This is a genomic window from Blastococcus sp. TML/C7B, assembly GCF_016612845.1.
Lineage (GTDB): Bacteria > Actinomycetota > Actinomycetes > Mycobacteriales > Geodermatophilaceae > Blastococcus.
This window is the reverse complement of the sequence record NZ_JAEOAA010000002.1, coordinates 635,243-660,030: the sequence shown is the minus strand read 5'-3', so window position 1 is coordinate 660,030 and position 24,788 is coordinate 635,243. Positions and strand designations below refer to the sequence as shown.

The window sequence follows — 24,788 nt, the reverse complement described above, 5'->3', positions numbered from 1 at the left end:
TGGCCCTTCGTCGTTCCCGGGGTGGCCGCTCAGCGGGCCCGGTAGTGGGCGTGCACGAGCCCGCTGGCGAACGCCTTCTCGCCGACCAGCTCGAGGTCCAGGCGGACGCCGTCGGGGAAGAAGCGGGTGCCGGCGCCGACCACGCTGGTCGTGGTGAACAGGTGGTAGTCGTCCACCAGGCCGGCCGCGATCGCCTGGGCGGCCAGGGTCGGGCCGTCGACGGAGAGGTCGGCGTCGGAGGCCGCCTTGAGCCGGCGCACCGCCTCGGGGTCGAAGGTGCGCTCGATCCGCGTGCGCGCGCTCGACACGTCCTCCAGCGTCGTGGAGTAGACGACCTTCTGCGCCGCCTGCCAGTCCCGCGCGTACTGCACGATGTGCGGCGGGGCGCCCGGCTCGGCGTGCGCGGTCTCCCAGAAGACCATCGTCTCGTACATGCGCCGGCCGTAGAGGTACGTGCCCAGGTCGCGGAAGAGGTCGCCGATGTAGGTGTGCACCTCCTCGTCCTCGGCGCCGCGACCGAGGTCGCCGTCCGCCGCCACGGCGTAGCCGTCGAGCGAGGTCACCATCCCGTACACGAGCCTGCCCATGCGTTCCTCCCGGTCCGAGCGCTGCGGCTCCGGTCTCCTGCCGCTCCGACCGGAGCCGGCCCGGGAACTGAGCGGTCGCGCGGGGCGGGTCAGCCGTAGCGGACCAGTCGCACCATCCCGTCCTCCATGTGGTGGTGGTTGTGGCAGTGGAACAGCCAGTCGCCGGGGTTGGTGGCCAGGAAGTCGAAGGTCACCTCGCCCCCGCGCGCCGGGACGGTGACGGTGTCCTTGACCGGGCCGCGGCCCGTGGGGGTGAGGACCTGGAAGTGGTGGCCGTGCAGGTGCATCGGGTGCCACTTCGCGCTGGTGTTGCGCATCGAGATCCGCACCCACTCGCCCTCGGCGACCGGCAGTGGATCGGCGTCGGGGTAGCTCTGGCCACCGATCTGGGTGCCCGAGAGCTCCAGCTCGAAGCGCCGGTCGGGCTCACCCGAGGGCAGCGGCAGCGGCTCGCGCGCCAGCAGGTCGGCGTAGGACGCCAGCCGGCCGTCCAGCTCGGCGGGCCGCTCGGCGACGGCCGGCGGCGACGACGCCTCGCTTCCGTCGTACCGGAGCAGGGCCCGCCCCCAGCCCGTGCGCCCCTCGGCCTGGACGCCGATCTGCCACACGCCCCCGGCCTGGTCGCACTCGACGAGCACGTCGTACCGCTCGCCCATGCCCAGCCGCAGCGCCTCGACGGTGACCGGCTCGACCGGCATGCCGTCGGTGTGGGTGACCGTCAGCCGGTGCCCGGCGACGGCGAACCGGAAGCCGGTGTCGGCCGCGATGTTCATGACCCGCAGGCGCAGCCGGTCGCCCGGCCGGGTCGTGAGCACCGGGGCGTCCTCGGGAGGACGGCCGTTGACCAGCAGCAGCGGGTACGAGCGCCCGCCGAAGGAGACCGCGTCGCCGGGGTCCTCGTCGGCACCCGGCGCGGCGCCCGGCCCGGCGTCCGGACCGGGAGCCGGCCCGTGCCCGCCGTGGGCGTCCACGCCGTCCCGCCAGTCGTCGAGCATCAGGACGTGCTCGCGGTCGTAGGAGAGCTCCTCCGACCGGGGCTCCACGACCAGCGGGCCGTAGAGCCCGCGGTCCAGCTGCATGCCGACGTGCGCGTGGTACATGAACGACCCGGGCACCGGCGTCGTGAACTCGTAGGTGAACCGCCCGCCGGGCACGACCGGGTCCTGGGTCACCCGCGGCACGCCGTCCATCCGGTTGGGCGGTGCCAGCCCGTGCCAGTGGATGGTCGTGTCCTCGGGCAGCGCGTTGTCCAGCTCCACCCGCAGCACGTCTCCGGCCCGGAGCCGGATCTCCGGACCGGGCAGCGTGCCGTACCCCCACGTCGGGATCTCGTGCCCGGCGAGGTCCACCCGCATCGGCGCGGCCGTCAGCCGCAGCGCCCCCGGGGCCGGGGGAGCCGCGGCCGACGGGCCTCGGCCGCTGCAGCCGGGCAGCAGGGCCAGCCCGGCCGCGGCGGCGCTCAGCCCCAGGAACCGGCGTCGGGTCGCCGTCACCAGCGGTCCGTGGTCACTCGGCGGTGAACTCGGCGAACATGCCCATCGTGAAGTGCGGGGCACCCATCCCCGGCATCTCCGTGCTCATCGTCCCCTCGGGGATGAAGCAGGCGGCGCCGTACCGGCCGGCGTCCATGCGCAGGAAGGTCGTCTCCGACTGCCCCGGCTCGACGACGGTGACGCCCTTGAGCTCCAGCTTGGAGAAGACCTCCTCCTCGGGGAGGGTGAGCAGCGCCTCGATGGGGTCGGTGACGTCGTCGTTGATGCGCGCGATGCCGATCTCGTGCAGCTCGGTGCCCTCGTTGGTCAGGGTGACCGCGACGACGCCGGCCGGCACGGAGTCCGGCAACCCCTCGTACTCGAAGTCCACGCCGGTCGCCTCCACCTGCTCGAAGCCGCACTCGGCGAGCATGTACTCGTCGATGGCGTCGTCGGCCTGCTGGAACTCGGGGCTCTCCAGGCCCGACGGGTCGCCACCGGAGAGCGCCTCGCGCACGAGCCCCGCGGCGGTGTCGACGTCCTCGGAAATCTCCTCCGGCGCGTTCTCCTCGACGTCGGCCAGCAGCGGCTCGACGGTCGCGCCGAACTCCTCCAGCGCGGCCTGCTGCTCCTCGGGCGGGGCGGTCTCGTCGATCGGGGGACCGAGGGAGAAGGCGCCCTCGAGGTCCACCGACGCCTCGCAGAACGCGGCCGGGTCGGCGGCGGCCGCCGACTCGCTGGTCTCCGACGCGCTGGTCTCCGAGGAGGCCTGCGCGTCGTCGCCGTCGTCGTCGGAACCGCAGGCGGCCAGGGCGGTGGCCATCAGCAGTGCAGCACCCCCCGAGGCCCATCGCCGCACCCGCCGGGTCCGTCCCGTCATCTCGTCCTCGCCTTCGACCTGGGCGGACGGCGCGGTGCCGCCCGCTCTGCCGCGGAAGGGTGGAGGGCAGGCGGCACGCGGAGGGCGCTCCGTGTTCCACCGGTGTAGTCACTCCATCCGCACCCCCGCGAGGCGGCACGCCTCGTGCCCGCTCCCTCACCGGACGTGCCCGACGAGGAAGCCGGTGGGCTCCGGGGGGACGATCGGACCGTGACGACGACGACGGCCGGGCACGTGGCGGGCATCTGGATCTACCCGGTGAAGTCCCTCGGCGGCACCGCGCGCGAGCGGGTGCGGCTGGCGGCCTCGGGGCCCGAGGGGGACCGCGCCTGGGCGGTGGTCGACGCGGGCACGGGCGAGGTGGTGCGGGGCAAGCACGCGCCCGCGCTCGCCGGCATCGCGCCCAGCGGCGACCCGGACGCCGACGCGCGGGCCGTCGCCGCGGCGCTGGGCCGGGGCGTGCGGCTGCAGGCGGCGGAGGGATCGGCCGCCGACGCCGCCGCGGTGCACCTGGTCTCCCGGCAGGCGATCGACCGCGCCGTCACCGGCGACGTCCCGGAGGGCTGCTCGGCGGACGACCCGCGCGCCAACCTGGTGCTCGACCTGCCCGACGGGGAGGACGAGCGCACCTGGGTGGGCCGCACGCTGCGGATCGGGAGCGCCGAGCTCGCCGTGACCCGTACACCGAAGCACTGCCTGGGCGTCTACGCCGAGGTGCGCCGGCCCGGCGAGGTGTCCGTCGGCGACGCCGTCCTGCTCTAGCGTCCGCTCGTGCCCCGCCGATCCGTCGTCGTCGCCGCGCTCGCGGTGCTGCTGGCCGCCGGGTGCTCCGGTGGGCCGTCCCGGGAGGCGGCGGCGCCCGGGACCACGACCGCGCCCGCGCCCCCGGCGCCGGAGAGCGTCACGCTGCTGGCCACCGGCGACGTGCTGGTGCACCAGGAACGGTCGCTCACGCGGGGCGCGCGGCAGCCGGACGGCTCCTACGACTTCTCCGGCGTGCTGGCTCCCGTCTCCGGGCTGATCGGGGACGCCGACCTCGCCGTCTGCCACCTGGAGACCCCGGTCGCGGCGGCCGGCGGGCCCTACGCGCGGCTACCCGAGCTTCGCGGTGCAGCCCGAGATCGTCGACGCCCTCGCGGGCGCCGGGTACGACGTCTGCTCCACCGCCTCCAACCACTCCCTCGACGACGGCTTCGAGGGGCTCACCCGCACGCTGGACGAGCTGGACGCGGTGGGGATCGCGCACACGGGGACGCATCGCAGCGATCAGGCGAGCGCCGAGCCGACGATCGTGGAGCGGGCCGGTGTCCGGGTGGGGTTCGTCGCGGCCACCTTCGGCCTCAACGGGGTGCCGCTCCCGGACGGCCGGGAGTGGGCGGTCGACGTGGCCGCGGTGCCGGACGTCGACGGGATGCTGGCGGCGGCGTCCCGCGCCCGCGCGGCAGGTGCCGACGTCGTCGTCGCCAGCCTGCACTGCTGCCGGGAGTACGAGCAGGACCCGACCGACGAGCAGGTGGCCGCCGTCCGCACGCTGCTGGCCTCCCCGGACGTCGACCTGGTGCTGGGCCACCACGCGCACGTCGTGCAGCCGTTCGAGCGGATCGACGGCGAGTGGGTCGCCTACGGGTTGGGCAACCACCTCGCCGAGCACTCCACGCGGGGCTACCCGACGGAGGACTCGGTGGCCGCCCGGTTCACCTTCACCCGGGGTCCCGACGGGCGGTTCACCGTGTCGCGCGCCGAGGCGGTGCCGTTGCGGATCGAGATCGCCGAGGACGGCGTCCGCGTCGTGCCGGCCGACCCGGCGAGCGCCGCCCGGATCGCCGAGGTGCTGGACCGGCGGGGCGCGCGGGCCGCCGGACTGGAAGTACTCCCGGGGTGAGGGCGGTCGCGCACTAGTCTCGGGAGGTCCGTCCCCCGAACTCCTGGAGTGCTCTCGTGTCGACCCCGCCCTCGCCCACCGCCGTCGGATCCGTGCGGGTGCCGGCCGGGACGACGGCGGTGCAGGCGCTCAAGGACGCAGGCCTCCCGCTCAAGGGTCCCGACGGCGCCGTCGTCGTCCGGGACGTGGCCTCCGGTGAGCTCAAGGACCTCGCCTGGGCCCCGGAGGCCGACGCCGAGGTGGAGCCGGTCGCGGCGTCCAGCGCGGACGGCCGGGCCGTCATCCGGCACTCGACCGCGCACGTCCTGGCGCAGGCGGTGCAGGAGCTCTTCCCCGGCACCTCGCTGGGCATCGGGCCGCCGGTGGAGAACGGCTTCTACTACGACTTCGACCCCGAGCGGCCCTTCACCCCCGAGGACCTCGCGGCGCTCGAGAAGAAGATGACCGAGATCGTCCGCGCGGGGCAGCACTTCGCCCGCCGGGAGATCAGCGACGCCGACGCGCAGGCCGAGCTCGCGCACGAGCCGTACAAGCTCGAGCTGATCGGGCTCAAGGGCGGCGCCGGCGACACCGAGGGCGCCGACGTGGAGGTCGGCGGCGCCCAGCTGACCATGTACGACAACCTCGACGCGCGCAGCGGTGAGCGGGTCTGGACCGACCTGTGCCGCGGCCCGCACCTGCCGCGCACCAACGCGATCCCGGCGTTCAGCCTCACCCGCAGCGCGGCCGCCTACTGGCGCGGCAGCGAGAAGAACCCGCAGCTGCAGCGCATCTACGGCACCGCGTGGGAGAGCAAGGACGCCCACAAGGCCTACCTGCAGCAGCTGGCCGAGGCCGAGCGCCGCGACCACCGCCGGCTCGGCGTCGAGCTGGACCTCTTCAGCTTCCCCGACGAGATCGGGTCCGGCCTGGCGGTCTTCCACCCCAAGGGCGGGGTGGTGAAGCGCGAGATGGAGGACTACGTCCGCGCGCGCCACCTGGAGGAGGGCTTCGACTACGTCGGCACCCCGCACATCAGCAAGCGCGGGCTCTTCGAGACCTCCGGGCACCTGCCGTACTACGAGGACACGATGTTCCCCGGCATGGAGCTGGAGAACAGCGAGTACTTCCTCAAGGCCATGAACTGCCCGATGCACAACCTGATCTTCCGGTCGCGCGGGCGGTCCTACCGCGAGCTGCCGCTGCGGTTCTTCGAGTTCGGCTCGGTGTACCGCTTCGAGAAGTCCGGCGTCGTCCACGGCCTCACCCGCGTGCGCGGGCTGACCCAGGACGACTCGCACAGCTACGTCACCCCGGAGCAGGCACCGGGCGAGGTCCGCCACCTGCTGTCCTTCGTGCTCGGCCTGCTGCGCGACTTCGGCCTCGACGACTACTACCTGGAGCTGTCCACCCGCGACGACGGGCCGAAGTTCATCGGCTCGGACGAGGAGTGGGCGGTCGCGACGCAGGTGCTGGAGGACGCCGCGCGGGAGACCGGGCTCGAGCTGGTCCCCGACCCGGGCGGCGCGGCCTACTACGGCCCGAAGATCTCCGTGCAGGCCCGCGACGCCATCGGCCGGACCTGGCAGATGTCGACCATCCAGTACGACTTCAACCAGCCGGCGCGCTTCGGCCTGGAGTACACCTCCGCCGACGGCGGCCGGCAGCAGCCGGTGATGATCCACTCGGCGAAGTTCGGCTCCATCGAGCGCTTCTTCGGCGTCCTGACCGAGCACTACGCCGGCGCCTTCCCGGCGTGGTTGGCACCGGTGCAGGTCGTCGGCATCCCGATCACCGACGAGCAGGTGCCCTACCTGACCGACGTGGCCGCGAAGCTCCGGCGGCGCGGCGTCCGCGTCGAGCTCGACGACTCCGACGACCGGATGCAGAAGAAGATCCGCACCGCGAGCAAGCAGAAGATCCCGTTCGTGCTCATCGCCGGGGCGACCGACGCCGAGGCCGGTGCGGTGTCCTTCCGCTACCGCGACGGCAGCCAGCGCAACGGCGTCCCCGTGGACGAGGCCGTCGAGCAGGTCGTCGCGTGGATCGCGGCCCGGACGAACGCCGACCCGTCGGCGGCCGACGAGACCGGGACCGTGGTCGCCGGATGAGCGAGGCCTTCGAGCACCTGTGGACGCCCTACCGGATGGCCTACATCCGCGGCGAGGGCAAGCCCACCGGGGCGCACGACTGCCCCTTCTGCGTCATCCCGTCGATGAGCGACGAGGACGGCCTGATCGTGGCCCGGGGGACCGCGGTCTACGCGGTGCTCAACCTGTACCCGTACAACGCCGGCCACCTGATGGTCGTGCCGTACCGGCACGTGCCCGACTACACCGACCTGACCGTCGAGGAGGTCGCCGAGCTCGGGGCGGTCACCCAGACGGCGATGCGCGTGGTCCGCGAGGTCGCCGGCGCGCACGGGTTCAACATCGGGATGAACCAGGGCTCGGTCGCCGGGGCCGGCATCGCCGACCACCTGCACCAGCACGCCGTCCCGCGCTGGGGCGGGGACACCAACTTCATGCCGGTCGTCGGGCTGACCCGCGTGCTGCCCCAGGTGCTGCGGGAGACCCGCGACCTGCTCGCCGCCGCCTGGCCCGGGGAGGGCTGATGCTCGGCGTCAACGCGCGCCCCGCCGTCGCCAAGGTGCTGGCGCCGATCGTGCCCGGGCTCTCCCGCGCCGGGATCACCCCCGACATGGTGACCGTCACCGGGACCCTCGGCGGCGGTCCTGTCCGCGGTGTTCCTCATCGGGAACGGCTTCCTCTTCTGGGGCGCCTTCGCGGTCTGGATGTTCGTGATGCTGGACATGCTCGACGGCGCGCTGGCCCGCGCCCGGGGCGGCGGCACCGTGTTCGGCGCGGTGCTGGACTCCGTGGGCGACCGCGCCGCCGACGCCGCGATCTTCGCCGCGCTGGCCTGGTGGTTCTCCGGCGAGGGGGACAACCGGCTGATCGTGCTGCTGGCGCTCGTCTGCCTGGTCCTCGGTGTCCTGACCAGCTACATCAAGGCCCGTGCCGAGGGCGTGGGGCTGTCCTGCGACGTCGGCATCGTCGAGCGCACCGAGCGGCTGATCATCGTCCTCGTGGGCACCGGGTTCACCGGCCTGGGCATCCCGTACTCGCTGCACGTGGCCCTGGTCGTCCTGGTCGCCGGCAGCGCGGTCACCGTCGCGCAGCGGATGCTCGCCGTCCGCCGGGGTGCCGCGGGCGCCCCGCTGCCCTCGTCCCCGCCGAAGCCGTGACCGCACCCGCGGGGCTGCGCAGCCGGATCACCGGCCGGCTGACCGACGCGGGGTACGCGGCCGGCTGGCGGGCGGTCCGCATGCTGCCCGAGCCGCTGGCGCGGTCCGGGTTCGAGGCCGGCGGGCGCTGGGCGGCCGGCCGGGACGGCGCCGGGGTGCGCCAGCTGCGGGCCAACCTGCGGGTGGCCACGGGCGGCACGCTGTCCGAGGCCGAGCTCGACGAGCTGCACCGCCGGGCGATGGCCTCCTACGCGCGCTACTGGCAGGAGGCGTTCCGGCTGCCCACGCTGGGCATCGACCGCATCCGCCGGGACACCCGGGTGCCCGGTTTCGAGCACGTGGAGCGCGCGCGGGCCGAGGGCCGCGGGGTGGTCCTCGCGCTCCCGCACAGCGGCAACTGGGACGCCGCCGGCGCCTGGCTGGCCGACCGCCTGGGCACCCCGTTCCTCACCATCGCCGAGCGGCTCAAGCCGGAGTCGCTGTACCGCCGCTTCCTGGAGTACCGCGAGGGCCTGGGCATGAAGGTCACCCCGCTCACCGGCGGGCCCCGGCCGGGCTCGGAGGTGCTCCGCCAGTGGCTCGCCGAGGGCGGGGTCAGCTGCCTGCTGGTCGACCGCAACTTCGGCACCGGTGGCGTGAGCGTCGAGTTCTTCGGCCGCCCGGCCCTGCTGCCCAGCGGGGCCGCGCTGCTGGCCGCCCGCACGGGGGCCGCGCTGTTGCCGGCCGTGCCGCGCTTCGACGGCGCGGGCTGGCACGTCCAGGTGCACCCCGAGGTGCCGGTGACGGGGGAGGGGCGCCTCGCCACCCGGGTCACCGACGCGATGCAGGCCGTCGCCGACGTCTTCACCGAGGGCCTGGGCCGGCACCCCGAGGACTGGCACATGCTGGGTCGGATCTGGGCCGACGTCCCGCCCGACCCGCCGCGACGGGCGGTCCCCGCGGGGGAGGAGGGCTGATGCGGATCGGACTGGTCTGCCCCTACCAGTGGGACGTCCCCGGGGGCGTGCAGTACCACGTGCGCGACCTGGCCGACACGCTGCGCGGGATGGGCCACCACGTCGAGGTGCTGACCCCGGCCGAGCACGAGGAGTCGCTCACCGACCCGTGGATCACCTTCGCCGGGCGGGCCGTCCCGGTGCCGTACAACGGCTCGATGGCCAGCCTGCAGTTCGGGCCGGTGTCGGCGGCGCGCGTGCGGCGCTGGCTGCGCGAGGGGCGGTTCGACGTCGTCCACGTGCACGAGCCGGCGCCGCCGTCGGCCTCGCTGCTGGTCTGCATCATCGCCGACGGGCCGATCGTGGCGACCTTCCACGCGGCCACGACCCGGTCGAAGTGGCTGGCGGCCTGGGGGCCGGTGGTCCGCCCCTGGCTCGAGCGGATCAGCGGGCGCATCGCGGTCTCCGACTTCGCCCGCCGCGTGCAGGTCGAGCACCTCGGCGGGGACGCCGTCATCATCCCCAACGGGGTGCACGTCGACGCCTTCGCCGAGGGGCCGTCGCTGCCCGCGGCGTCCGGCCCGGGCCCCACGATCGGCTTCCTCGGCCGCTTCGACGAGCCGCGCAAGGGGCTGCCCACGCTGCTGGAGGCGATGCGCACCGTCGTCCGCCGGCACCCGCAGGCCCGGCTGCTCGTCGCCGGGCGGGGCGACGCCGACCAGCTGCACCGGCTGGTCGGGGAGGAGCTGCGCCCGCACGTGCAGCTCCTCGGCGAGGTCTCCGAGCCCGACAAGGCCGCGTTCCTGCGCTCGGTCGACGTCTACTGCGCGCCGAACCTGCTGGGGGAGTCCTTCGGGGTCGTCCTCATCGAGGCGATGGCCGCGGGCGCCCCGATCGTCGCCAGCGACCTGGACGCGTTCGCGCGGGTGCTCGACGGGGGCAGCGCCGGCGTGCTGGTGCCGCGCGGGGACGCCGCGGCGCTGGGCCGCACCCTGGCCGACCTGCTCGCCGACCCGGAGCGGCGGGCGCGGTTCTCCGCCCGCGGGGGGCCGAGGTGGCGCGGACCTACGACTGGCCGGTCCTGGCCCGGCGGATCCTCGCCGTCTACGAGACCGTCGTCCCGCCCGGGGGCGCCGGCGTCACCGCGGCGGAGGACGGCGAGGTGCCCGAGGTGCCCCCGTCCGGCGGCGCGCCGCGGAGCTCCCGCTGGCGGGGGAGCGCCCGCTAGCTGTACTGACCAGAGACGTTGGTCGAGGAGCTGTGACGACGGGATCTGAGTAGAGGTCTTGTTCGGGGAGGACCTCCGGGCGTGGAGTGGAGCTGCTGAAGGCACCCATTCCACGAGTCACCGGAGGTCCTCGTGCTCCACGCTAATGCCGCCTTGACCCCGCGCCAGCGTCTGCGGATGGCCCAGCTGATCGTCGAGGACAACTGGCCCAAGGTTCGGGCCGCGGAGTTGTTCGGAGTGGCGTGGACGACCGCGGATCGGTGGGCCGAGCGGTATCGAACGCTGGGTGCCGCCGGCATGGTCGATCGCTCCAGCCGTCCGCGCACCAGCCCCACCAAGACCGCCCCGGAGACGACGAAGCGGATCGTGTCGCTGCGGCTGCGCAAGCGGTGGGGCGCGGTCCGGATCGCCGCGGAAACCGGCGTGGCGGCCTCGACCACCGGGGCGGTGCTGCGCCGCTGCGGCCTCAGTCGGCTGTCTCGTATCGAGCGTCGCGAGCACCAGGTGGTGCGCTACGAGCACGCCGCTCCCGGCGATCTACTGCACGCCGACGTGAAGAAGCTGGGCAACATCCCCGCCGGCGGCGGCTGGCGCTTCCTCGGCCGCGAACAAGGCAAGGCCAACCGCACCGCCGATGGCGGCCGCGCCCGCAGCCGCCACGGGCAGCCGCTGATGCGCCACGGCTTCATCCACGTCGTGCTCGACGACCACACCCGGCTGGCCTACGCCGAGATCCACAACGACGAACTCGGGGCCACCGCCACCGCGGTGCTGCGCCGCGCGGTGAACTGGTTCGCCGACCGGGGCGTGACCGCCCGCAGGGTGCTCACCGACAACGGAGGCTGCTACCGCAGCCGCGACTGGGCGGCCGCCTGCGCCCAGCTCAACATCACCCCAAAACGGACCCGGCCCTACCGCCCGCAGACCAACGGAAAGGTCGAACGCTTCAACCGCACCATGACCAGCGAATGGGCCTTCGCTCAGCTCTTCACCAGCGAAGCCGACCGCCGCGCCGCCTTTCCTGCTTGGCTACACGGCTACAACCACCATCGGCCCCACACCGGCATCGGCGGCCACCCACCCATCAGCCGCTTGACCAACCTGCCCGGTCAGTACAGCTAGCCTTCGCCCTCATGGGTGCGCAGGCGTGGGTGTGGGCGGTCCTCGCGGTCGTCGCCGTCCTCCTGCTGCTCTGGACGGCGTGGACGCTGGTCCGGCTCACGCGGCTCGAGGCGCGGGTGGCCCGCGCCCGGGCGACGCTCGAGGTCCAGCTGCGGCGGCGCGCCGGGCTGGCGGAGGAGCTGGCCCGGGAGCACGCGGCGGCGCTGGGCCCGGAGCGGGCGCGCGCCCTCGCGGGGGCCGCCGCCGACGCCCGCTCGTCCGGGCCCGGGGACCGGGAGGCGGCCGAGAACGCGCTGGGCCGCGAGCTGCGCGAGCTCCCGCCCGAGCTGCCCGGCGTGCCCGCGCCGCTGCAGGCCGACCTGGCCGGCACCAGCACCCGCGTGGCGCTGGCCCGGCGCTTCTACAACGACGCGGTGCGCGACACCCAGGCGCTGCGCAGCCGCCGGCTGCCGCGGGTGCTCCGGCTGCACGCCGGGTCCCCGCTGCCCCGCTTCTTCGACATCGACGACCGGCTCGAGGTGCTCACCGGCAGCGGTGCGGGACACGCGGCCGCCGAGCGTCCGTAGGATCACGGGCCTCCGACCGTCCCTCTGCACCCCGAGGCGCCCCCGATGACTGCGCAGACCCCCTCCACCGGTACCGACCGCGTCAAGCGCGGCATGGCCGAGCAGCTCAAGGGCGGCGTCATCATGGACGTCGTCACCCCCGAGCAGGCGAAGATCGCCGAGGACGCCGGCGCGGTCGCCGTCATGGCGCTCGAGCGGGTCCCCGCCGACATCCGCGCCGAGGGCGGGATCTCCCGGATGAGCGACCCCGACATGATCGAGGGGATCATCGGCGCGGTCTCGATCCCGGTCATGGCCAAGGCCCGGATCGGCCACTTCGTCGAGGCGCAGGTGCTCCAGGCGCTCGGCGTCGACTACATCGACGAGTCCGAGGTGCTGACCCCCGCCGACGAGGCGCACCACATCGCCAAGAGCGCGTTCACCGTGCCGTTCGTCTGCGGCGCCACCGACCTGGGCGAGGCGCTGCGCCGGATCTCCGAGGGCGCGGCGATGATCCGCTCCAAGGGCGAGGCCGGCACCGGCAACGTCGTCGAGGCCACCCGGCACATGCGCTCGATCCGCGCCGGCATCAAGGCGCTGGGCACCCTGGACGAGACCGAGCTGTTCGTCGCGGCCAAGGAGCTGCGCGCCCCCCGTGGAGCTCGTGACCCAGGTCGCGCGGGAGGGCAAGCTGCCGGTCGTGCTCTTCACCGCCGGCGGCATCGCCACCCCCGCCGACGCGGCGATGATGATGCAGCTCGGCGCCGAGGGCGTCTTCGTGGGCTCGGGCATCTTCAAGTCCGGCGACCCCGCGCAGCGCGCCGCCGCCATCGTCCAGGCCACGACCTTCCACGACGACCCCGACGTCATCGCCAAGGTCTCCCGCGGGCTGGGCGAGGCGATGGTCGGGCTCAACGTCTCGACGCTCCCCGCCGACCAGCGCTTCGCCTCGCGCGGCTGGTGACCCCGACCGCCCCGGCGGTGCTGCACTTCTCCGAGGACCCGACGATCCGCCGGTTCGTGCCGCACCGTGCCCGCACCTCGGCGGACCCGCGCCCGCTGGTGTGGGCCGTCGAGCCGCTGGCGGCCCCGGAACCGGTCGGTGACCTGCTGGCCCTGCACGAGCAGGCGCGGATCCAGCTGCGGGCGCTCCCCGAGCTGGGGGCCTTCTGGCGGGACGTCGTCGGGTCCACGCTGGGGTTCAGCGGGATCCGGCTGGGCAACGCGCGGCCGGCGGTCGCGTCGTGAGCCGGCCGCTCATCGGGGTGCTGGCGCTGCAGGGCGACGTCCGCGAGCACCTGGCCGCGCTGCGCGACCAGGACGCCGAGGCGGTGCCGGTGCGGCGGCCCGAGGAGCTGGCCGCCGTCGACGGCCTGGTGCTGCCGGGCGGGGAGTCGACGACGATCGCCAAGCTGGCCCGCCGGTTCGGGCTGCTCGACCCGCTGCGCGCCGCGGTCCGGGACGGGCTGCCGGTCTACGGCAGCTGCGCCGGGATGATCCTGCTCGCCGACCGGCTGCTCGACGCGCCCCCGGACCAGGAGACGATCGGCGGGCTCGACGTCACCGTCCGCCGGAACGCCTTCGGCCGGCAGGCCGACAGCTTCGAGTCCGAGATGGACGTCGAGGGCCTCGGCGGCGGCTCGCTGCACGCGGTCTTCATCCGGGCGCCGTGGGTGGAGGAGGCGGGCGACGGCGTCGCCGTCCTCGGCCGCGTCGTCGGCGGGGAGGCCGACGGTAGGATCGTCGCGGTCCGCCAGGGGAACCTGGTGGCCACGAGCTTCCACCCCGAGCTGACCGGGGACCGCCGGGTGCACGCGCTGTTCGTCGAGATCGTGCGGCGTCACCTGGCCGCGAGGGCCGGCGCGGGCGCCGGGAACGAGGAGGACTGATGAGCGGCCATTCCAAGTGGGCGACGACCAAGCACAAGAAGGCCGGCATCGATGCCAAGCGCGGCAAGCTCTTCGCCAAGCTGATCAAGAACATCGAGGTCGCGGCCCGCACCGGTGGCGGTGACCTCTCGGGCAACCCGACGCTCTACGACGCCGTCCAGAAGGCGAAGAAGAGCTCGGTGCCCAACGACAACATCGACCGGGCGGTCAAGCGCGGTTCCGGTGCCGAGGCCGGTGGCGTCGACTACCAGGGCATCACCTACGAGGGCTATGGCCCCGGCGGCGTCGCCGTCCTCATCGAGTGCCTGACGGACAACAAGAACCGCTCGGCCATGGAGGTCCGCACCGCCATGACCCGCAACGGCGGGAACATGGCCGATCCCGGGTCGGTTTCCTACCTGTTCTCCCGCAAGGGCGTCGTGGTGGTGCCGAAGTCCGACGGCGTCGACGAGGACACCGTGCTCATGGCCGTCCTCGACGCCGGTGCCGAGGAGGTCCGCGACCTCGGCGACACCCTCGAGGTGGTCAGCGAGCCCGGGGACATGGTCGCCGTGCGCACCGCCCTCCAGGACGCCGGGATCGACTACGACTCCGCCGACATGGGCTTCCTGCCCAGCGTGCAGGTCGAGCTGGACGAGGACGGCGCCGGCAAGGTGTTCCGCCTCATCGACGCCCTCGAGGACCTCGACGACGTGCAGAACGTCTACGCGAACTACGACGTCTCCGACGAGGTCATGGAGAAGATCGACGCCTGACGGCCGCCCCGCCCGAGGGCGGGGCGCCCCGGCGGAGGCCGGTCCGCTCCGCGTGTTGCGGGCGCGCGCCGCAGAGTTGCGGTTAGCGTGGGTCGAACAGGCGTTCGGTCGGCGGGAGGCTCTTCCATGCGGGTGCTCGGCATCGATCCGGGGCTGACCCGGTGCGGCTGGGGGGTCGTGGACGGCCGCCCCGGCGCCCGGCCGGCGGCGGTCGGCGTGGGCGTGATCCGCACCCTGGCCGAGCTGGACCTGGAGCTGCGGCTGCTGGAGCTGCACACCGCGGTCACCGCGCTGCTGCGCGCGCACCGGCCCGACGTCGTGGCCATCGAGCGGGTCTTCACCCAGAACAACAAGGGCACGGCCACCGGCACCGCGCAGGCCGCGGGCGTGGCCGCGCTGGCCGCGGCGCAGGCCGACCGGCCGGTCGCCTGGCACACCCCCAGCGAGGTCAAGGCGGCGATCTCCGGCAACGGCCGCGCGGACAAGGAGCAGGTCACCCTCATGGTCACCCGCGTGCTCGGCCTGGCCGAGGCGCCGAAGCCGGCCGACGCCGCCGACGCGCTGGCGCTGGCCGTGTGCCACGTCTGGCGCGGCCCGGCCCAGCAGCGGCTCCGCTCGGCGGCGATCGCCGGCGGCATCGGCGCGCCCGTCGTGCAGCGCACGCTGCCGCGCTGGCAGGGGGTGGCGGCCCGATGATCGCCTCGGTGAACGGCCGGGTGGCCGCGGTCTCCCCGGACGGCGCGGTCGTCGAGGTCGGCGGCATCGGCCTGGCGGTGCAGTGCACGCCCGGCACCATCGCGCGGCTGCAGGTCGGCGAGGCCGCGCGGCTGTCCACCAGCCTGGTCGTGCGCGAGGACTCGCTGACCCTCTACGGCTTCGCCGACGACGACGAGCGCTCGCTGTTCGAGCTGCTGCAGACCGCCAACGGGGTCGGCCCGCGGCTCGCCCAGGCCGTGCTGGCCATCCACCCGCCCCGCGAGGTGCGCCGCGCGGTGTCGATGGCCGACGTCAAGGCGCTCATGCAGGTCCCCGGCATCGGCAAGAAGGGCGCCGAGCGGCTGATCCTGGAGCTGCGCGACCGGCTCGGCTCGGTCACCACCGACACCTCGCTGGACGGCCCGTCCACCGGCCTGCCGGCGGTCACCCCGGTGGCACCGTGGCGCGACCAGCTCACCTCCGCGCTCGTCGGCCTCGGCTGGTCGGGCAAGGAGGCCGAGACGGCGGTCGTCGAGCTCGCGCCGGTCGCCGACGCGCAGATCGTGGAGACCGGCGGCGTCGAGGTCGCGGTCCTCCTGCGCCGGGCGCTCCAGCTGCTGGGCCGCTCGTGAGCGCCCCCTTCGACCGGTCGCTGACCGGTGAGGTCGCCGCCGACCTCGGTCAGGAGTGGGCGGTGTCGCCGCAGGCCGGCGACGAGGAGCGCGTGGTCGAGTCGGCGCTGCGCCCGCACTCGCTGCACGACTTCATCGGCCAGCCCAAGGTCGCCCGGCAGCTGGCGCTGGTCCTCGAGGGCGCCAAGCGGCGCGGCCGCCCGCCGGACCACGTGCTGCTGTCCGGCCCGCCCGGGCTGGGCAAGACCAGCCTCGCGCTGATCATCGGCTCGGAGCTCGGGACGGCGGTGAAGATCACCAGCGGCCCGGCGATCGAGCGCTCGGGCGACCTCGCCGCGATGCTGTCGAACCTGGCGCCCGGCGACGTGCTGTTCATCGACGAGATCCACCGCATCGCCCGGCCGGCCGAAGAGCTGCTGTACATGGCGATGGAGGACTTCCGGGTCGACGTCGTCGTCGGCAAGGGGCCGGGGGCGACGGCGATCCCGCTGGAGATCAACCCGTTCACCCTGGTCGGCGCCACCACCCGCGCCGGCCTGCTCACCGGCCCGCTGCGCGACCGCTTCGGCTTCGTCGGCCAGATGGAGTTCTACGAGCCCGCAGAGCTGCAGCAGGTGCTCGCCCGCAGCGCCGAGCTGCTCGGCGTCGAGCTCACCGACGAGGGCTCGGCGGAGATCGCCGGCCGCTCCCGCGGGACACCGCGGATCGCCAACCGGCTGCTGCGCCGCGTCCGCGACTACGCGGAGGTGGAGGCCGACGGCCGGGTCACCCGCGCCGTCGCCGAGGCCGCGCTCGCGCTCTACGACGTGGACCACCTGGGCCTGGACCGGCTCGACCGCGAGGTCCTCTCGGCGCTGGTGACGAAGTTCGGTGGCGGCCCGGTCGGCGTCGCCACCCTCGCCGTCGCCGTGGGGGAGGAGCCGCACACCGTCGAGGAGGTGTGCGAGCCCTTCCTGGTGCGCGCCGGTCTGCTGGCCCGCACCTCCCGCGGGCGGGTCGCGACCGAGGCGGCCTGGCGGCACCTGGGGCTGGAGGTGCCCCGGGCCGGGATTCCGCTCGGCCGGGTCACAGCAGACCCACAGGGCGCAGGCTCGTCGTCAGAGCCGCTCTTCGACGCCTAGACTCCGGGGCGCTGGCGCGCAAGAAGAGAGGCCGCGGCCGTGCGCGCCCCACCGGGTCGCCGCGTGCCGCGCACCGGGTGCGCGCAGGCAACCGACGAACCCGAGCGGCCCCCGGGCCGCACCGACCGCGGAGCTGGACGCGCGGTAGAGAGGCACACCTGTCGTGGAGCTCTTCCCTCTGATCATGCTGGTCCTGCTGGCCGTGCTGCTGTTCGTGCTCCCCGCACGCCAGCGCAAGGCGATGCAGGCCCGGGCCCAGGCGCTGCAGGAGTCGCTGACCATCGGCTCGCCGGTGATGACCACCAGCGGCATGCACGCCACGGTCGTCGGTCTCGGCGAGACGACGGTGGACCTGGAGCTCGCTCCCGGCGTCGTCGTCACCTTCGCCCGCCAGGCGGTCCTGGAGATCCGCGAGCCGGTCACCGGCACCCCGGGCGATGACGCGCCCGGTACGGCCGGGGGACGCCCGGCCGACGACAGCTTCTGATCGCAGGAGATCCCGTGGCCAACCGCTCGTTGCCGGCCAGCCGGTACTTCGGGGCGTTCGTCCTCGTCCTCGCCGTGCTCTACGGCCTGGTCTTCTTCACCGGCTCCACCCGGACGCCGCAGCTGGGCCTGGACCTGCGCGGCGGCACGACCGTCACGCTGACGGCCCGCACGCCGGACGGCGGGGCGCCCGACCGGGAGGACCTCGAGCTCGCCCGCCGGATCATCGAGCAGCGGGTGAACGGCCTCGGTGTCGCCGAGGCCGAGGTGGTCACCGAGGGCGACTCGAACATCGTCATCTCCGTCCCCGGGGACGACGGCGACCAGGCCCGCGAGCTCGGCGAGACCGCCCAGCTGCGGTTCCGCCCGGTGCTGAACGTCGCCCCGGCCGACCAGGCGCCGGCCGAGGACGCCGCGCCCAGCGACGGCGCCGAGGCCACCGACCCGGCCGCACCCACCGAGGGTGCCGAGCCCACGGACGGCGCCGAGCCCACGGACGGCGCCGAGCCGACCGATCCGGCCGCGCCGAGCGAGGCCGCCGAGCCGACCGACCCGGCCGCACCGAGCGGGGCCCGCCGAGCCGACCGGCGGCGCGGACACCGCTGCGCCCACCCGGGCGCCGGACGCACCCGCCGTGACGCAGGAGGAGGCCCAGGCCGCCTTCGACGCGCTCACCTGCGGGGGTGCCGCCACCAGCGACGTCGCCCGGCCCGACGACCACGTCGCCGCGTGCAGCGAGGACGGCGAGTTCAAGTACCTGCTCGGCCCGGCCGTGGTCGAGGGCACGTCGGTCACCGACGCCGCCGCCGGCACCCGCGCCGGGACCGGCGAGTGGGTCGTCAACCTGGACTTCGACTCCCGGGGCAGCTCCGCCTGGGGCGCGTACACCTCGGCCAACGTCGGCAACTCCGTGGCGATCACCCTCGACGGCCGGGTCATCTCGGCGCCGACGATCAACTCGGCCATCGTCGGTGGCGGCACCGAGATCACCGGCAGCTTCGACCAGGAGTCGGCCACGGAGCTGGCCAACCAGCTCAAGTACGGCGCGCTGCCGCTGAGCTTCAGCCAGGCCACCGCCCAGTCGATCTCCACCGAGCTCGGCGAGGAGCAGCTGCAGGCGGGACTCATCGCCGGTGCGATCGGCGTCGGCCTGGTGTTCCTGTACTCCCTGCTCTACTACCGCGCCCTCGGCCTGGTGATGATCGCCAGCCTCGTGCTCTCCGGCGTGGTGGTCTACGGCGTGCTGGTGGTGCTCGGCCGGGAGATCGGGTTCACCCTGAGCCTCGCGGGCATCGCCGGGTTCATCGTGTCGCTCGGCATCACCGCGGACTCGTTCGTCGTGTACTTCGAACGGCTCAAGGACGAGATCCGCGAGGGCCGCAGCCTCCGCTCGGCGGTGCCGCGCGCCTGGGTCCGGGCGCGGCGCACCATCCTCTCGGCCGACGCGGTCAGCTTCCTGGCCGCGGCGATCCTCTACTGGCTCGCCATCGGCGACGTGAAGGGCTTCGCGTTCACCCTCGGCATGTCCACGGTCCTCGACCTGGTCGTGGTCTTCCTCTTCACCCACCCGCTCATGTCGGTCCTCTCCCGGTACAAGTGGTTCGGCAGCAGCCGGATCTCGGGGCTGGGGTCGGTCGACCGCGCCGGGTGGTCCACGCAGCGGCAGGCGGACCGCGAGCTGGTCGGCGCCACCGCCGGCCCGACCGCCGAGAACAGGAGCCAGGCATGACCCGCGACGAGCGGAACGACGGGACCGGGACCACGGAGCCCGACGAGGTCGTCCGGGTGGGCACCGACGCCGACGAGGCGCAGGACGCCAGCCACGCCGCCGACGAGGCGGCCGCCGCGCTGGGCGACGACGACCTGGCCGAGGCCGGGCTGCCCCGCGAGGGGGCCGGTGACCGGACGCACGAGCCGCGCGCCTCGCTGGCGCACCGGCTCTACAACGGCGAGGCCGGGCTGGACGTCGTCGGCAAGAGCCGGCTGGTCTACAAGGTCACCGCCGTCGTGGTGCTGCTCTGCCTGGCCGCGATGGTCTTCCGGGGCTTCAACTTCGGCATCGACTTCGCCGGCGGCAACAGCTTCCGCCTGCCCGGCGAGTCCGCGCAGCTCGCGCAGGTCCGCGAGGCCGCGGAGGAGGCCGGCGCGGAGGTCGCCTCCGCGCAGGTCGTCGGCGGCGACACCCTGCTGCTGCGCACCGGAGCCCTCGAGGGCGACGCGGAACGCGCGGTGGTGGCGGCCGTCGCGGACGCCGCCGGGGTCGAGCCCGGCCAGGTCAGCCCGGAGTCGGTGAGCGCCGACTGGGGCCGGGACATCACCGACCAGGCCCTGGTCGCGCTGGTGGTCTTCCTGGTGGCGGTCGTGGCGTTCCTGGCGCTGCGGTTCCAGCTCAAGATGGCGATCGGTGCCATGGCCGCCCTGCTGCACGACATCGTCGTCACCGCGGGCGTCTACGCGCTGATCGGCTTCGAGGTCACCCCGTCGACGGTCATCGGCTTCCTGACCATCCTCGGGTTCTCGCTGTACGACACCGTCGTCGTGTTCGACAAGGTCGACGAGAACGTCAAGGACCTCGACAAGTCCGCCCGCATGACCTGGAGCGAGGCGGCCAACCTGGCGGTCAACCAGACGCTCATGCGCTCGATCAACACCTCGGTCATCGCGCTGCTGCCGGTCGCCGGGCTGCTGTTCGTCGGCGCCGGGCTGCTCGGTGTGGGCACGCTCAAGGACCTCGCCCTCGTGCTCTTCGTCGGGCTGGCCGCGGGCACGTACTCCTCGATCGTCCTGGCCACGCCGATCGTCGCCGACCTGAAGGAGCGCGAGCCGGAGGTGCAGGCGCTGCGCCGGCGCGTCCTCGCCCGCCGCTCGTCGGCCGCCCGGCAGGGAGGGTCCGGCGTGCCCGCGGGCCCCGTCGCCAGCGCGCGGCGCGGCCGTCGTCCCGCGGGCGGGAGCACCGCGGTCGCGGAGCTGCCCACCGAGGTGCAGGCCGACGTCGTCGTCGAGTCGCCCGCGTCGGTGCGCCGGGACGTGGACGGCGGCACGACCGCGCCGCGCCCCGGTGCCCGGCCGCAGCGGCCCGGCGCCCCGGCCCGCCGCCCGTCGGGCAAGAAGCGCCGGTGAGCGCCGCCCCCGAGCAGGTCGGGACGCAGCAGCCGCTGGACGAGCTGATCGCCTCGCTGACCGTCGACATCCCCGACCACCCCGAACCCGGGGTGCTCTTCCGGGACCTCACCCCGGTCTTCGCCGACGGTCCGGCGTTCGCCCGCGTGGTCGAGGGGCTGGCCGCACCGGCCGCCACCGACCCGCGGGCCGCGGCGGTGGCCGGGGCCGGCGGCCCGGGTGCCGACACCCCCGGCCGCTCGTTCGACGTCGTCGTCGGGGTGGAGGCGCGCGGGTTCCTGCTCGCCGCCGCGGTCGCGCTCGCCGCCGGTGTCGGGGTCGTCCCGGTGCGCAAGGCCGGCAAGCTGCCGCGCGAGCGGATCTCGGCCGACTACGTGCTCGAGTACGGCACCGCGACGCTGGAGCTGCACGCCGACTCCATCCGGCCCGGCCAGCGGGTGCTCGTCGTCGACGACGTGCTGGCCACCGGCGGCACCCTCGGTGCCGCGGTCGCCCTGGTCGAGCGGCTCGGCGGCGTCGTCACGGCGGTGGGCGTCGTCGTGGAGCTGGCCGCGCTCGGCGGCCGGGAGCGCGTCGCGCCGCACGCGGTGCACGCCCTCTGGACCACCTGACCGGGTCATCCGGGTCCCCGGGGTGCGGCGGGGACACGCCCGGCACGGCTAGCATGGTGAGGGTCTCCCTCTCCTCGAACCAGCAGGAGTCGCCGTGGCCTCCGACGTAGCCGCCGACGCCGCTCCTGCGCGCCCCGGGCGGCCCGGCGCCACGACCGACGCGGCGCCGCCGTCGGGGCCCGGGAGCGCCCCCGCGCACCGGCCGCCGCTGCCCGAGCGCCCGGCCGTCCGCCGCCCGGACGACGTCGCCGCCGAGCCGGGGGACGGGGACTCGGGCGCGCCCCGCCGCCGGGTCCGCGACCGGCTGGCCCGCCGGATCGTGGCCGGCCAGCGCAGCACCGTCGTCCGCCCGGTGCTCGAGCCGCTGGCCGCGCTGCACCGGCAGAGCCATCCCAAGGCCGACCTCGTGCTGCTCCAGCGGGCCTACGACGTCGCCGAGACCGCGCACGCGGCGCAGAAGCGCAAGAGCGGCGACCCCTACATCACCCACCCGCTGGCGGTCGCGACGATCCTCGCGGGCCTCGGCATGGACACCACGACGCTGGTGGCGGCGCTGCTGCACGACACCGTCGAGGACACCGGCGTCACGCTGGAGTCGATCACCGCCGACTTCGGCCCGGAGGTCGCGCACCTCGTCGACGGCGTCACCAAGATCGACAAGGTGAAGCTGGGGGACGCGGCCCAGGCCGAGACGATCCGCAAGATGATCGTCGCGATGGCCCGCGACCCGCGGGTGCTGGTCATCAAGCTCGCCGACCGGCTGCACAACATGCGCACGCTGCGCTTCCTCCCGCCGGAGAAGCAGGAGAAGAAGGCGCGCGAGACGCTGGAGATCCTCGCCCCGCTGGCGCACCGGCTGGGCATGAACACGATCAAGTGGGAGCTCGAGGACCTCGCGTTCGCGACGCTCTACCCCAAGCGGTACGACGAGATCGTGCGGCTGGTGGCCGAGCGCGCGCCGTCGCGGGACACCTACCTGGCCGAGGTCACCACGACCGTCCAGGAGCAGCTCAAGGCCGCCAAGATCGAGGCGGTGGTCACCGGCCGGCCCAAGCACTACTACTCGATCTACCAGAAGATGATCGTCCGCGGCCGGGACTTCACCGACATCTGGGACCTCGTCGGCATCCGGATCCTGGTCGACTCGGTGCGCGACTGCTACGCCGCGCTCGGCATCATGCACGCCCACTGGCAGCCGCTGCCGGGGCGCTTCAAGGACTTCGTGGCGATGCCGAAGTTCAACATGTACCAGTCGCTGCACACGACGGTGATCGGTCCGCACGGCAAGCCGGTCGAGCTGCAGATCCGCACCCACGACATGCACCGCACCGCCGACTACGGCATCGCCGCGCACTGGAAGTACAAGGAGAACGCGCGGGCCGGCGGCCGGCCCAGTGCCGGCGAGTTCGGCGCCCCGCCGAAGGTCGGCTCGCCCGACGACATGCTGTGGCTGCGGCAGCTGCTGGACTGGCAGCGCGAGGCGCAGGAGCCCGGCGAGTTCCTCGAGACGCTGCGCTACGACCTCGGTCCGCAGGAGGTCTTCGTCTTCACGCCCAAGGGCGACGTGGTCAGCCTGCCCGGCGAGTCGACGCCGGTGGACTTCGCCTACGCGGTGCACACCGAGGTCGGCCACCGCACCATCGGGGCCCGGGTGAACGGTGCCCTGGTGTCGCTGGACAGCACGCTCTCCAACGGCGACGTCGTCGAGATCTTCACCTCCAAGTCGCCGACCGCCGGCCCGTCGCAGGACTGGCTGTCCTTCGTCGGCTCCTCGCGGGCGCGCACCAAGATCCGCCAGTGGTTCACCAAGGAGCGCCGCGAGGACGCGGTCGAGGCCGGCAAGTAGAGGCGCTGACCCGCGCCATGCGCAAGGCCGGCCTGCCGCTGCAGCGGCTGCTGGGCGGCGAGGCGCTGAGCACGCTGGCCAAGGACCTCCGCTACGCCGATGTCACCGCGCTCTACGCGGCGGTGGGGGAGAACCAGATCTCCGCGGCATCGGTCGTGGAGAAGCTGATGACGGCGCTCGGCGGGACCGAGGGCGCCGTCGAGGACATCGCCGAGACCGCGATCCCCACCAACCGGCCCACGCCGCGCCGCTCCGGCACCGGCGACCCGGGCGTCGTCGTCCACGGTATGACCGACGTGTGGGCCAAGCTGGCCAAGTGCTGCACGCCGGTGCCCGGCGACGAGATCCTGGGCTTCGTCACCCGCGGCGGCGGCGTCAGCGTGCACCGCACCGACTGCACCAACGCCGGCGACCTGCAGCGCAAGCCCGAGCGGCTGGTCGAGGTCGAGTGGGCCAGCGCGCCGGGCTCGGTGTTCCTCGTCGCCATCCAGGTGGAGGCGCTGGACCGGCACCGGCTGCTCTCCGACGTCACCAAGACGCTGGCCGACGAGCGGGTGAACATCCTGTCCGCGTCGGTGCAGACCAGCCGCGACCGCGTCGCGATCAGCCGGTTCACCTTCGAGCTCGCCGACCCCGCCCACCTCGGGGCGGTGCTGCAGGCGGTGCGCAACGTCGACGGCGTCTTCGACGTGGAGCGCGTCACCGCCTGACGACGCCACCCCACGCTGGGATCAGGTGACCTGATCCCAGCGCGTCCTCCCTCGTGGTGCACGGTGAGGGAGGACGCGCTGCGGTGGGGGAGGACGCCCCGGGAGGTCAGCCGGCGAGGGCCATCGACTCGATGGTGACCGGCTCGGCGGGGGCGCCGTCCTGGCCGCCGTCGGCGACGCCCTTGGCTGCGATGGCGTCGAGCACGCCCAGCCCGGCCTCGTCGATGGTGCCGACGACGGTGTAGTTCGGGTTGCCCTCGAGGCTGTCGCCGTAGACGAGGAAGAACTGGCTGCCGTCGAAGCCCTGGCCGGAGTTGGCCATGGCGACGGTGCCGCGCGGGTAGGTCTCGTCGCCGGTGGCCGCGGTCGGGTAGTCGAAGGCCGCGCCGCCGCGACCGGTCTCGCTCGGGTCGCCGCACTGCAGCACCTGCAGGCCCGGGCTGGTGGTCAGCCGGTGGCAGCCGGTGCCGTCGAAGAAGCCCTGCTCGGCGAGGTAGGTGATCGCCGCGGCGGCGCACGGCGCGCCGGCCCGGTCGAGGGTGAGGCCGATGTCGCCGGCGCTGGTCGCCATGGTCAGCGCCTGGGTGCCCTCGGTCGGGACGTCGCCGTCGGGCAGCCCGACGTGGGTCAGGTTCGGGTTCACCGAGGGGTCGGTGGCGACGTAGTCGCAGGTGGGCGCGTCGGCGGCGGCCTCGGGGGCGTCGTCGTCGCCGGAGAAGACGCCGCTGATCACCAGCGCGGCGAGGACCACCACGACGGCGGCGAGCGCGGCCAGGCCGATGCCCAGGTTGCGGCGGCGCTTCTGGGCCAGCTCGGCGCGGCGCTCCAGCTGGCGCTGCAGGTGGCGCTGGGCGGCCTCGCGGCGCTGCTTGTTCGTGGGCACGGGGGAACTCCTCGGCGGGCGGCTGCTCGGCGGGGCGGCGGCCCGGACCACGGGCGCCGCTCGACGCGGTCAGCGACGGAGTCTAGGTGGGGGACCTGCGGGGTCCCTGGATGCCCGCTGTCCTGGCACGCCGCCCGAGCGGGGGTGCCCGCGTAACCTGCA

The 24,788-nt window shown here is 74.3% G+C and carries 25 protein-coding genes and 3 pseudogenes; 24 read left to right on the top strand and 4 right to left on the bottom strand.

Annotation, left to right across the window (positions count from 1 at the left end; all coding sequences use genetic code 11):
• Positions 1 to 29: 29 nt before the first annotated feature.
• The 3 genes from JKP76_RS16050 to JKP76_RS16040 all read right to left on the bottom strand — a co-directional run bounded on the left by JKP76_RS16050 (position 30) and on the right by JKP76_RS16040 (position 2,882).
• Positions 30 to 587 (bottom strand): dihydrofolate reductase family protein, encoded by a 558-nt coding sequence (locus JKP76_RS16050; RefSeq protein WP_200491890.1) that lies wholly within the window; start codon positions 585 to 587, stop codon positions 30 to 32.
• Positions 588 to 676: 89 nt separating this feature from the next.
• Positions 677 to 2,080: a multicopper oxidase family protein gene (locus JKP76_RS16045; RefSeq protein WP_309229633.1), complete on the bottom strand. Its 1,404-nt coding sequence runs from the start codon at positions 2,078 to 2,080 to the stop codon at positions 677 to 679.
• A gap of 13 nt (positions 2,081 to 2,093) precedes the next feature.
• Positions 2,094 to 2,882, bottom strand: a complete 789-nt coding sequence (locus tag JKP76_RS16040; RefSeq protein WP_200491889.1) for a hypothetical protein — start codon at positions 2,880 to 2,882, stop codon at positions 2,094 to 2,096.
• A gap of 267 nt (positions 2,883 to 3,149) precedes the next feature.
• Between JKP76_RS16040 and JKP76_RS16035 the strand changes: the two genes are divergently transcribed.
• The 24 genes and pseudogenes from JKP76_RS16035 (at position 3,150) to JKP76_RS23010 (ending at position 23,743) form a co-directional block, all read left to right on the top strand.
• A complete protein-coding gene (locus tag JKP76_RS16035; RefSeq protein ID WP_200491888.1) occupies positions 3,150 to 3,701 on the top strand; it encodes an MOSC N-terminal beta barrel domain-containing protein in 552 nt (183 codons plus the stop codon).
• 9 nt (positions 3,702 to 3,710) lie between these two features.
• Positions 3,711 to 3,986 (top strand): annotated as a pseudogene (locus JKP76_RS24195) (CapA family protein); the annotation flags it as partial.
• Positions 3,987 to 4,047: 61 nt separating this feature from the next.
• Positions 4,048 to 4,821, top strand: coding sequence for a CapA family protein (locus JKP76_RS16030; protein WP_309233018.1), 774 nt, complete (start codon positions 4,048 to 4,050; stop codon positions 4,819 to 4,821).
• Positions 4,822 to 4,877: 56 nt separating this feature from the next.
• Positions 4,878 to 6,911 (top strand): threonine--tRNA ligase, encoded by a 2,034-nt coding sequence (thrS, locus tag JKP76_RS16025; RefSeq protein WP_309229634.1) that lies wholly within the window; start codon positions 4,878 to 4,880, stop codon positions 6,909 to 6,911.
• A complete protein-coding gene (locus JKP76_RS16020; protein WP_200491887.1) occupies positions 6,908 to 7,414 on the top strand; it encodes an HIT domain-containing protein in 507 nt (168 codons plus the stop codon). The genes thrS and JKP76_RS16020 overlap by 4 nt, the downstream gene beginning before the upstream one ends.
• A 129-nt stretch (positions 7,415 to 7,543) precedes the next feature.
• A complete protein-coding gene (gene pgsA / locus JKP76_RS16015; RefSeq protein WP_309233017.1) occupies positions 7,544 to 8,047 on the top strand; it encodes a phosphatidylinositol phosphate synthase in 504 nt (167 codons plus the stop codon).
• Positions 8,044 to 9,003 carry a phosphatidylinositol mannoside acyltransferase gene (locus tag JKP76_RS16010; protein WP_200491886.1) on the top strand — a complete coding sequence of 320 codons (960 nt, stop codon included), beginning with the start codon at positions 8,044 to 8,046 and terminating at the stop codon, positions 9,001 to 9,003. Before pgsA ends, JKP76_RS16010 begins: the two co-directional genes overlap by 4 nt.
• Positions 9,003 to 10,259 (top strand): glycosyltransferase family 4 protein, encoded by a 1,257-nt coding sequence (locus tag JKP76_RS16005; RefSeq protein WP_304504742.1) that lies wholly within the window; start codon positions 9,003 to 9,005, stop codon positions 10,257 to 10,259. Before JKP76_RS16010 ends, JKP76_RS16005 begins: the two co-directional genes overlap by 1 nt.
• A gap of 83 nt (positions 10,260 to 10,342) precedes the next feature.
• Positions 10,343 to 11,332: an IS481 family transposase gene (locus tag JKP76_RS16000; RefSeq protein ID WP_200491885.1), complete on the top strand. Its 990-nt coding sequence runs from the start codon at positions 10,343 to 10,345 to the stop codon at positions 11,330 to 11,332.
• Positions 11,333 to 11,343: 11 nt separating this feature from the next.
• Entirely contained in the window at positions 11,344 to 11,898 is a 555-nt protein-coding gene (locus tag JKP76_RS15995; RefSeq protein ID WP_200491884.1) for a hypothetical protein, read from the top strand.
• Between the two features lie 45 nt (positions 11,899 to 11,943).
• A pseudogene (pdxS, locus tag JKP76_RS15990) lies at positions 11,944 to 12,841 on the top strand (pyridoxal 5'-phosphate synthase lyase subunit PdxS).
• Positions 12,838 to 13,125 (top strand): DUF6886 family protein, encoded by a 288-nt coding sequence (locus JKP76_RS15985; protein ID WP_200491883.1) that lies wholly within the window; start codon positions 12,838 to 12,840, stop codon positions 13,123 to 13,125. The pseudogene pdxS and the gene JKP76_RS15985 overlap by 4 nt, the downstream one beginning before the upstream one ends.
• A complete protein-coding gene (gene pdxT / locus JKP76_RS15980; protein WP_200491882.1) occupies positions 13,122 to 13,766 on the top strand; it encodes a pyridoxal 5'-phosphate synthase glutaminase subunit PdxT in 645 nt (214 codons plus the stop codon). Before JKP76_RS15985 ends, pdxT begins: the two co-directional genes overlap by 4 nt.
• Entirely contained in the window at positions 13,766 to 14,521 is a 756-nt protein-coding gene (locus JKP76_RS15975; RefSeq protein WP_200491881.1) for a YebC/PmpR family DNA-binding transcriptional regulator, read from the top strand. Before pdxT ends, JKP76_RS15975 begins: the two co-directional genes overlap by 1 nt.
• 126 nt (positions 14,522 to 14,647) lie before the next feature.
• Positions 14,648 to 15,217: a crossover junction endodeoxyribonuclease RuvC gene (ruvC, locus tag JKP76_RS15970; RefSeq protein WP_200491880.1), complete on the top strand. Its 570-nt coding sequence runs from the start codon at positions 14,648 to 14,650 to the stop codon at positions 15,215 to 15,217.
• Positions 15,214 to 15,849 (top strand): Holliday junction branch migration protein RuvA, encoded by a 636-nt coding sequence (ruvA, locus tag JKP76_RS15965; protein ID WP_200491879.1) that lies wholly within the window; start codon positions 15,214 to 15,216, stop codon positions 15,847 to 15,849. Before ruvC ends, ruvA begins: the two co-directional genes overlap by 4 nt.
• Before the next feature lie 62 nt (positions 15,850 to 15,911).
• The gene (gene ruvB, locus JKP76_RS15960) at positions 15,912 to 16,970 is read left to right on the top strand and encodes a Holliday junction branch migration DNA helicase RuvB (RefSeq protein ID WP_375335670.1); all 1,059 of its coding nucleotides are present in this window, start codon (positions 15,912 to 15,914) and stop codon (positions 16,968 to 16,970) included.
• 163 nt (positions 16,971 to 17,133) lie between these two features.
• The gene (gene yajC / locus JKP76_RS15955) at positions 17,134 to 17,457 is read left to right on the top strand and encodes a preprotein translocase subunit YajC (RefSeq protein WP_200491878.1); all 324 of its coding nucleotides are present in this window, start codon (positions 17,134 to 17,136) and stop codon (positions 17,455 to 17,457) included.
• Between the two features lie 14 nt (positions 17,458 to 17,471).
• Positions 17,472 to 17,768 (top strand): annotated as a pseudogene (locus JKP76_RS24190) (protein translocase subunit SecD); the annotation flags it as partial.
• A gap of 322 nt (positions 17,769 to 18,090) precedes the next feature.
• The gene (gene secD, locus JKP76_RS21415) at positions 18,091 to 19,185 is read left to right on the top strand and encodes a protein translocase subunit SecD (protein ID WP_309233016.1); all 1,095 of its coding nucleotides are present in this window, start codon (positions 18,091 to 18,093) and stop codon (positions 19,183 to 19,185) included.
• Positions 19,182 to 20,576 (top strand): protein translocase subunit SecF, encoded by a 1,395-nt coding sequence (gene secF / locus JKP76_RS15945; protein WP_207146596.1) that lies wholly within the window; start codon positions 19,182 to 19,184, stop codon positions 20,574 to 20,576. Before secD ends, secF begins: the two co-directional genes overlap by 4 nt.
• The gene (locus tag JKP76_RS15940; protein ID WP_375335657.1) at positions 20,573 to 21,187 is read left to right on the top strand and encodes an adenine phosphoribosyltransferase; all 615 of its coding nucleotides are present in this window, start codon (positions 20,573 to 20,575) and stop codon (positions 21,185 to 21,187) included. Before secF ends, JKP76_RS15940 begins: the two co-directional genes overlap by 4 nt.
• A gap of 94 nt (positions 21,188 to 21,281) precedes the next feature.
• Positions 21,282 to 23,033: a RelA/SpoT family protein gene (locus tag JKP76_RS23015; protein ID WP_309233015.1), complete on the top strand. Its 1,752-nt coding sequence runs from the start codon at positions 21,282 to 21,284 to the stop codon at positions 23,031 to 23,033.
• Positions 23,034 to 23,050: 17 nt separating this feature from the next.
• Complete coding sequence (locus tag JKP76_RS23010) at positions 23,051 to 23,743, top strand: ACT domain-containing protein (protein WP_304504741.1); 693 nt, start codon at positions 23,051 to 23,053, stop codon at positions 23,741 to 23,743.
• Between the two features lie 106 nt (positions 23,744 to 23,849).
• Here JKP76_RS23010 and JKP76_RS15930 read toward each other — a convergent pair whose 3' ends face one another.
• Entirely contained in the window at positions 23,850 to 24,626 is a 777-nt protein-coding gene (locus JKP76_RS15930; RefSeq protein ID WP_200491877.1) for a peptidylprolyl isomerase, read from the bottom strand.
• Between the last annotated feature and the right edge of the window lie 162 nt (positions 24,627 to 24,788).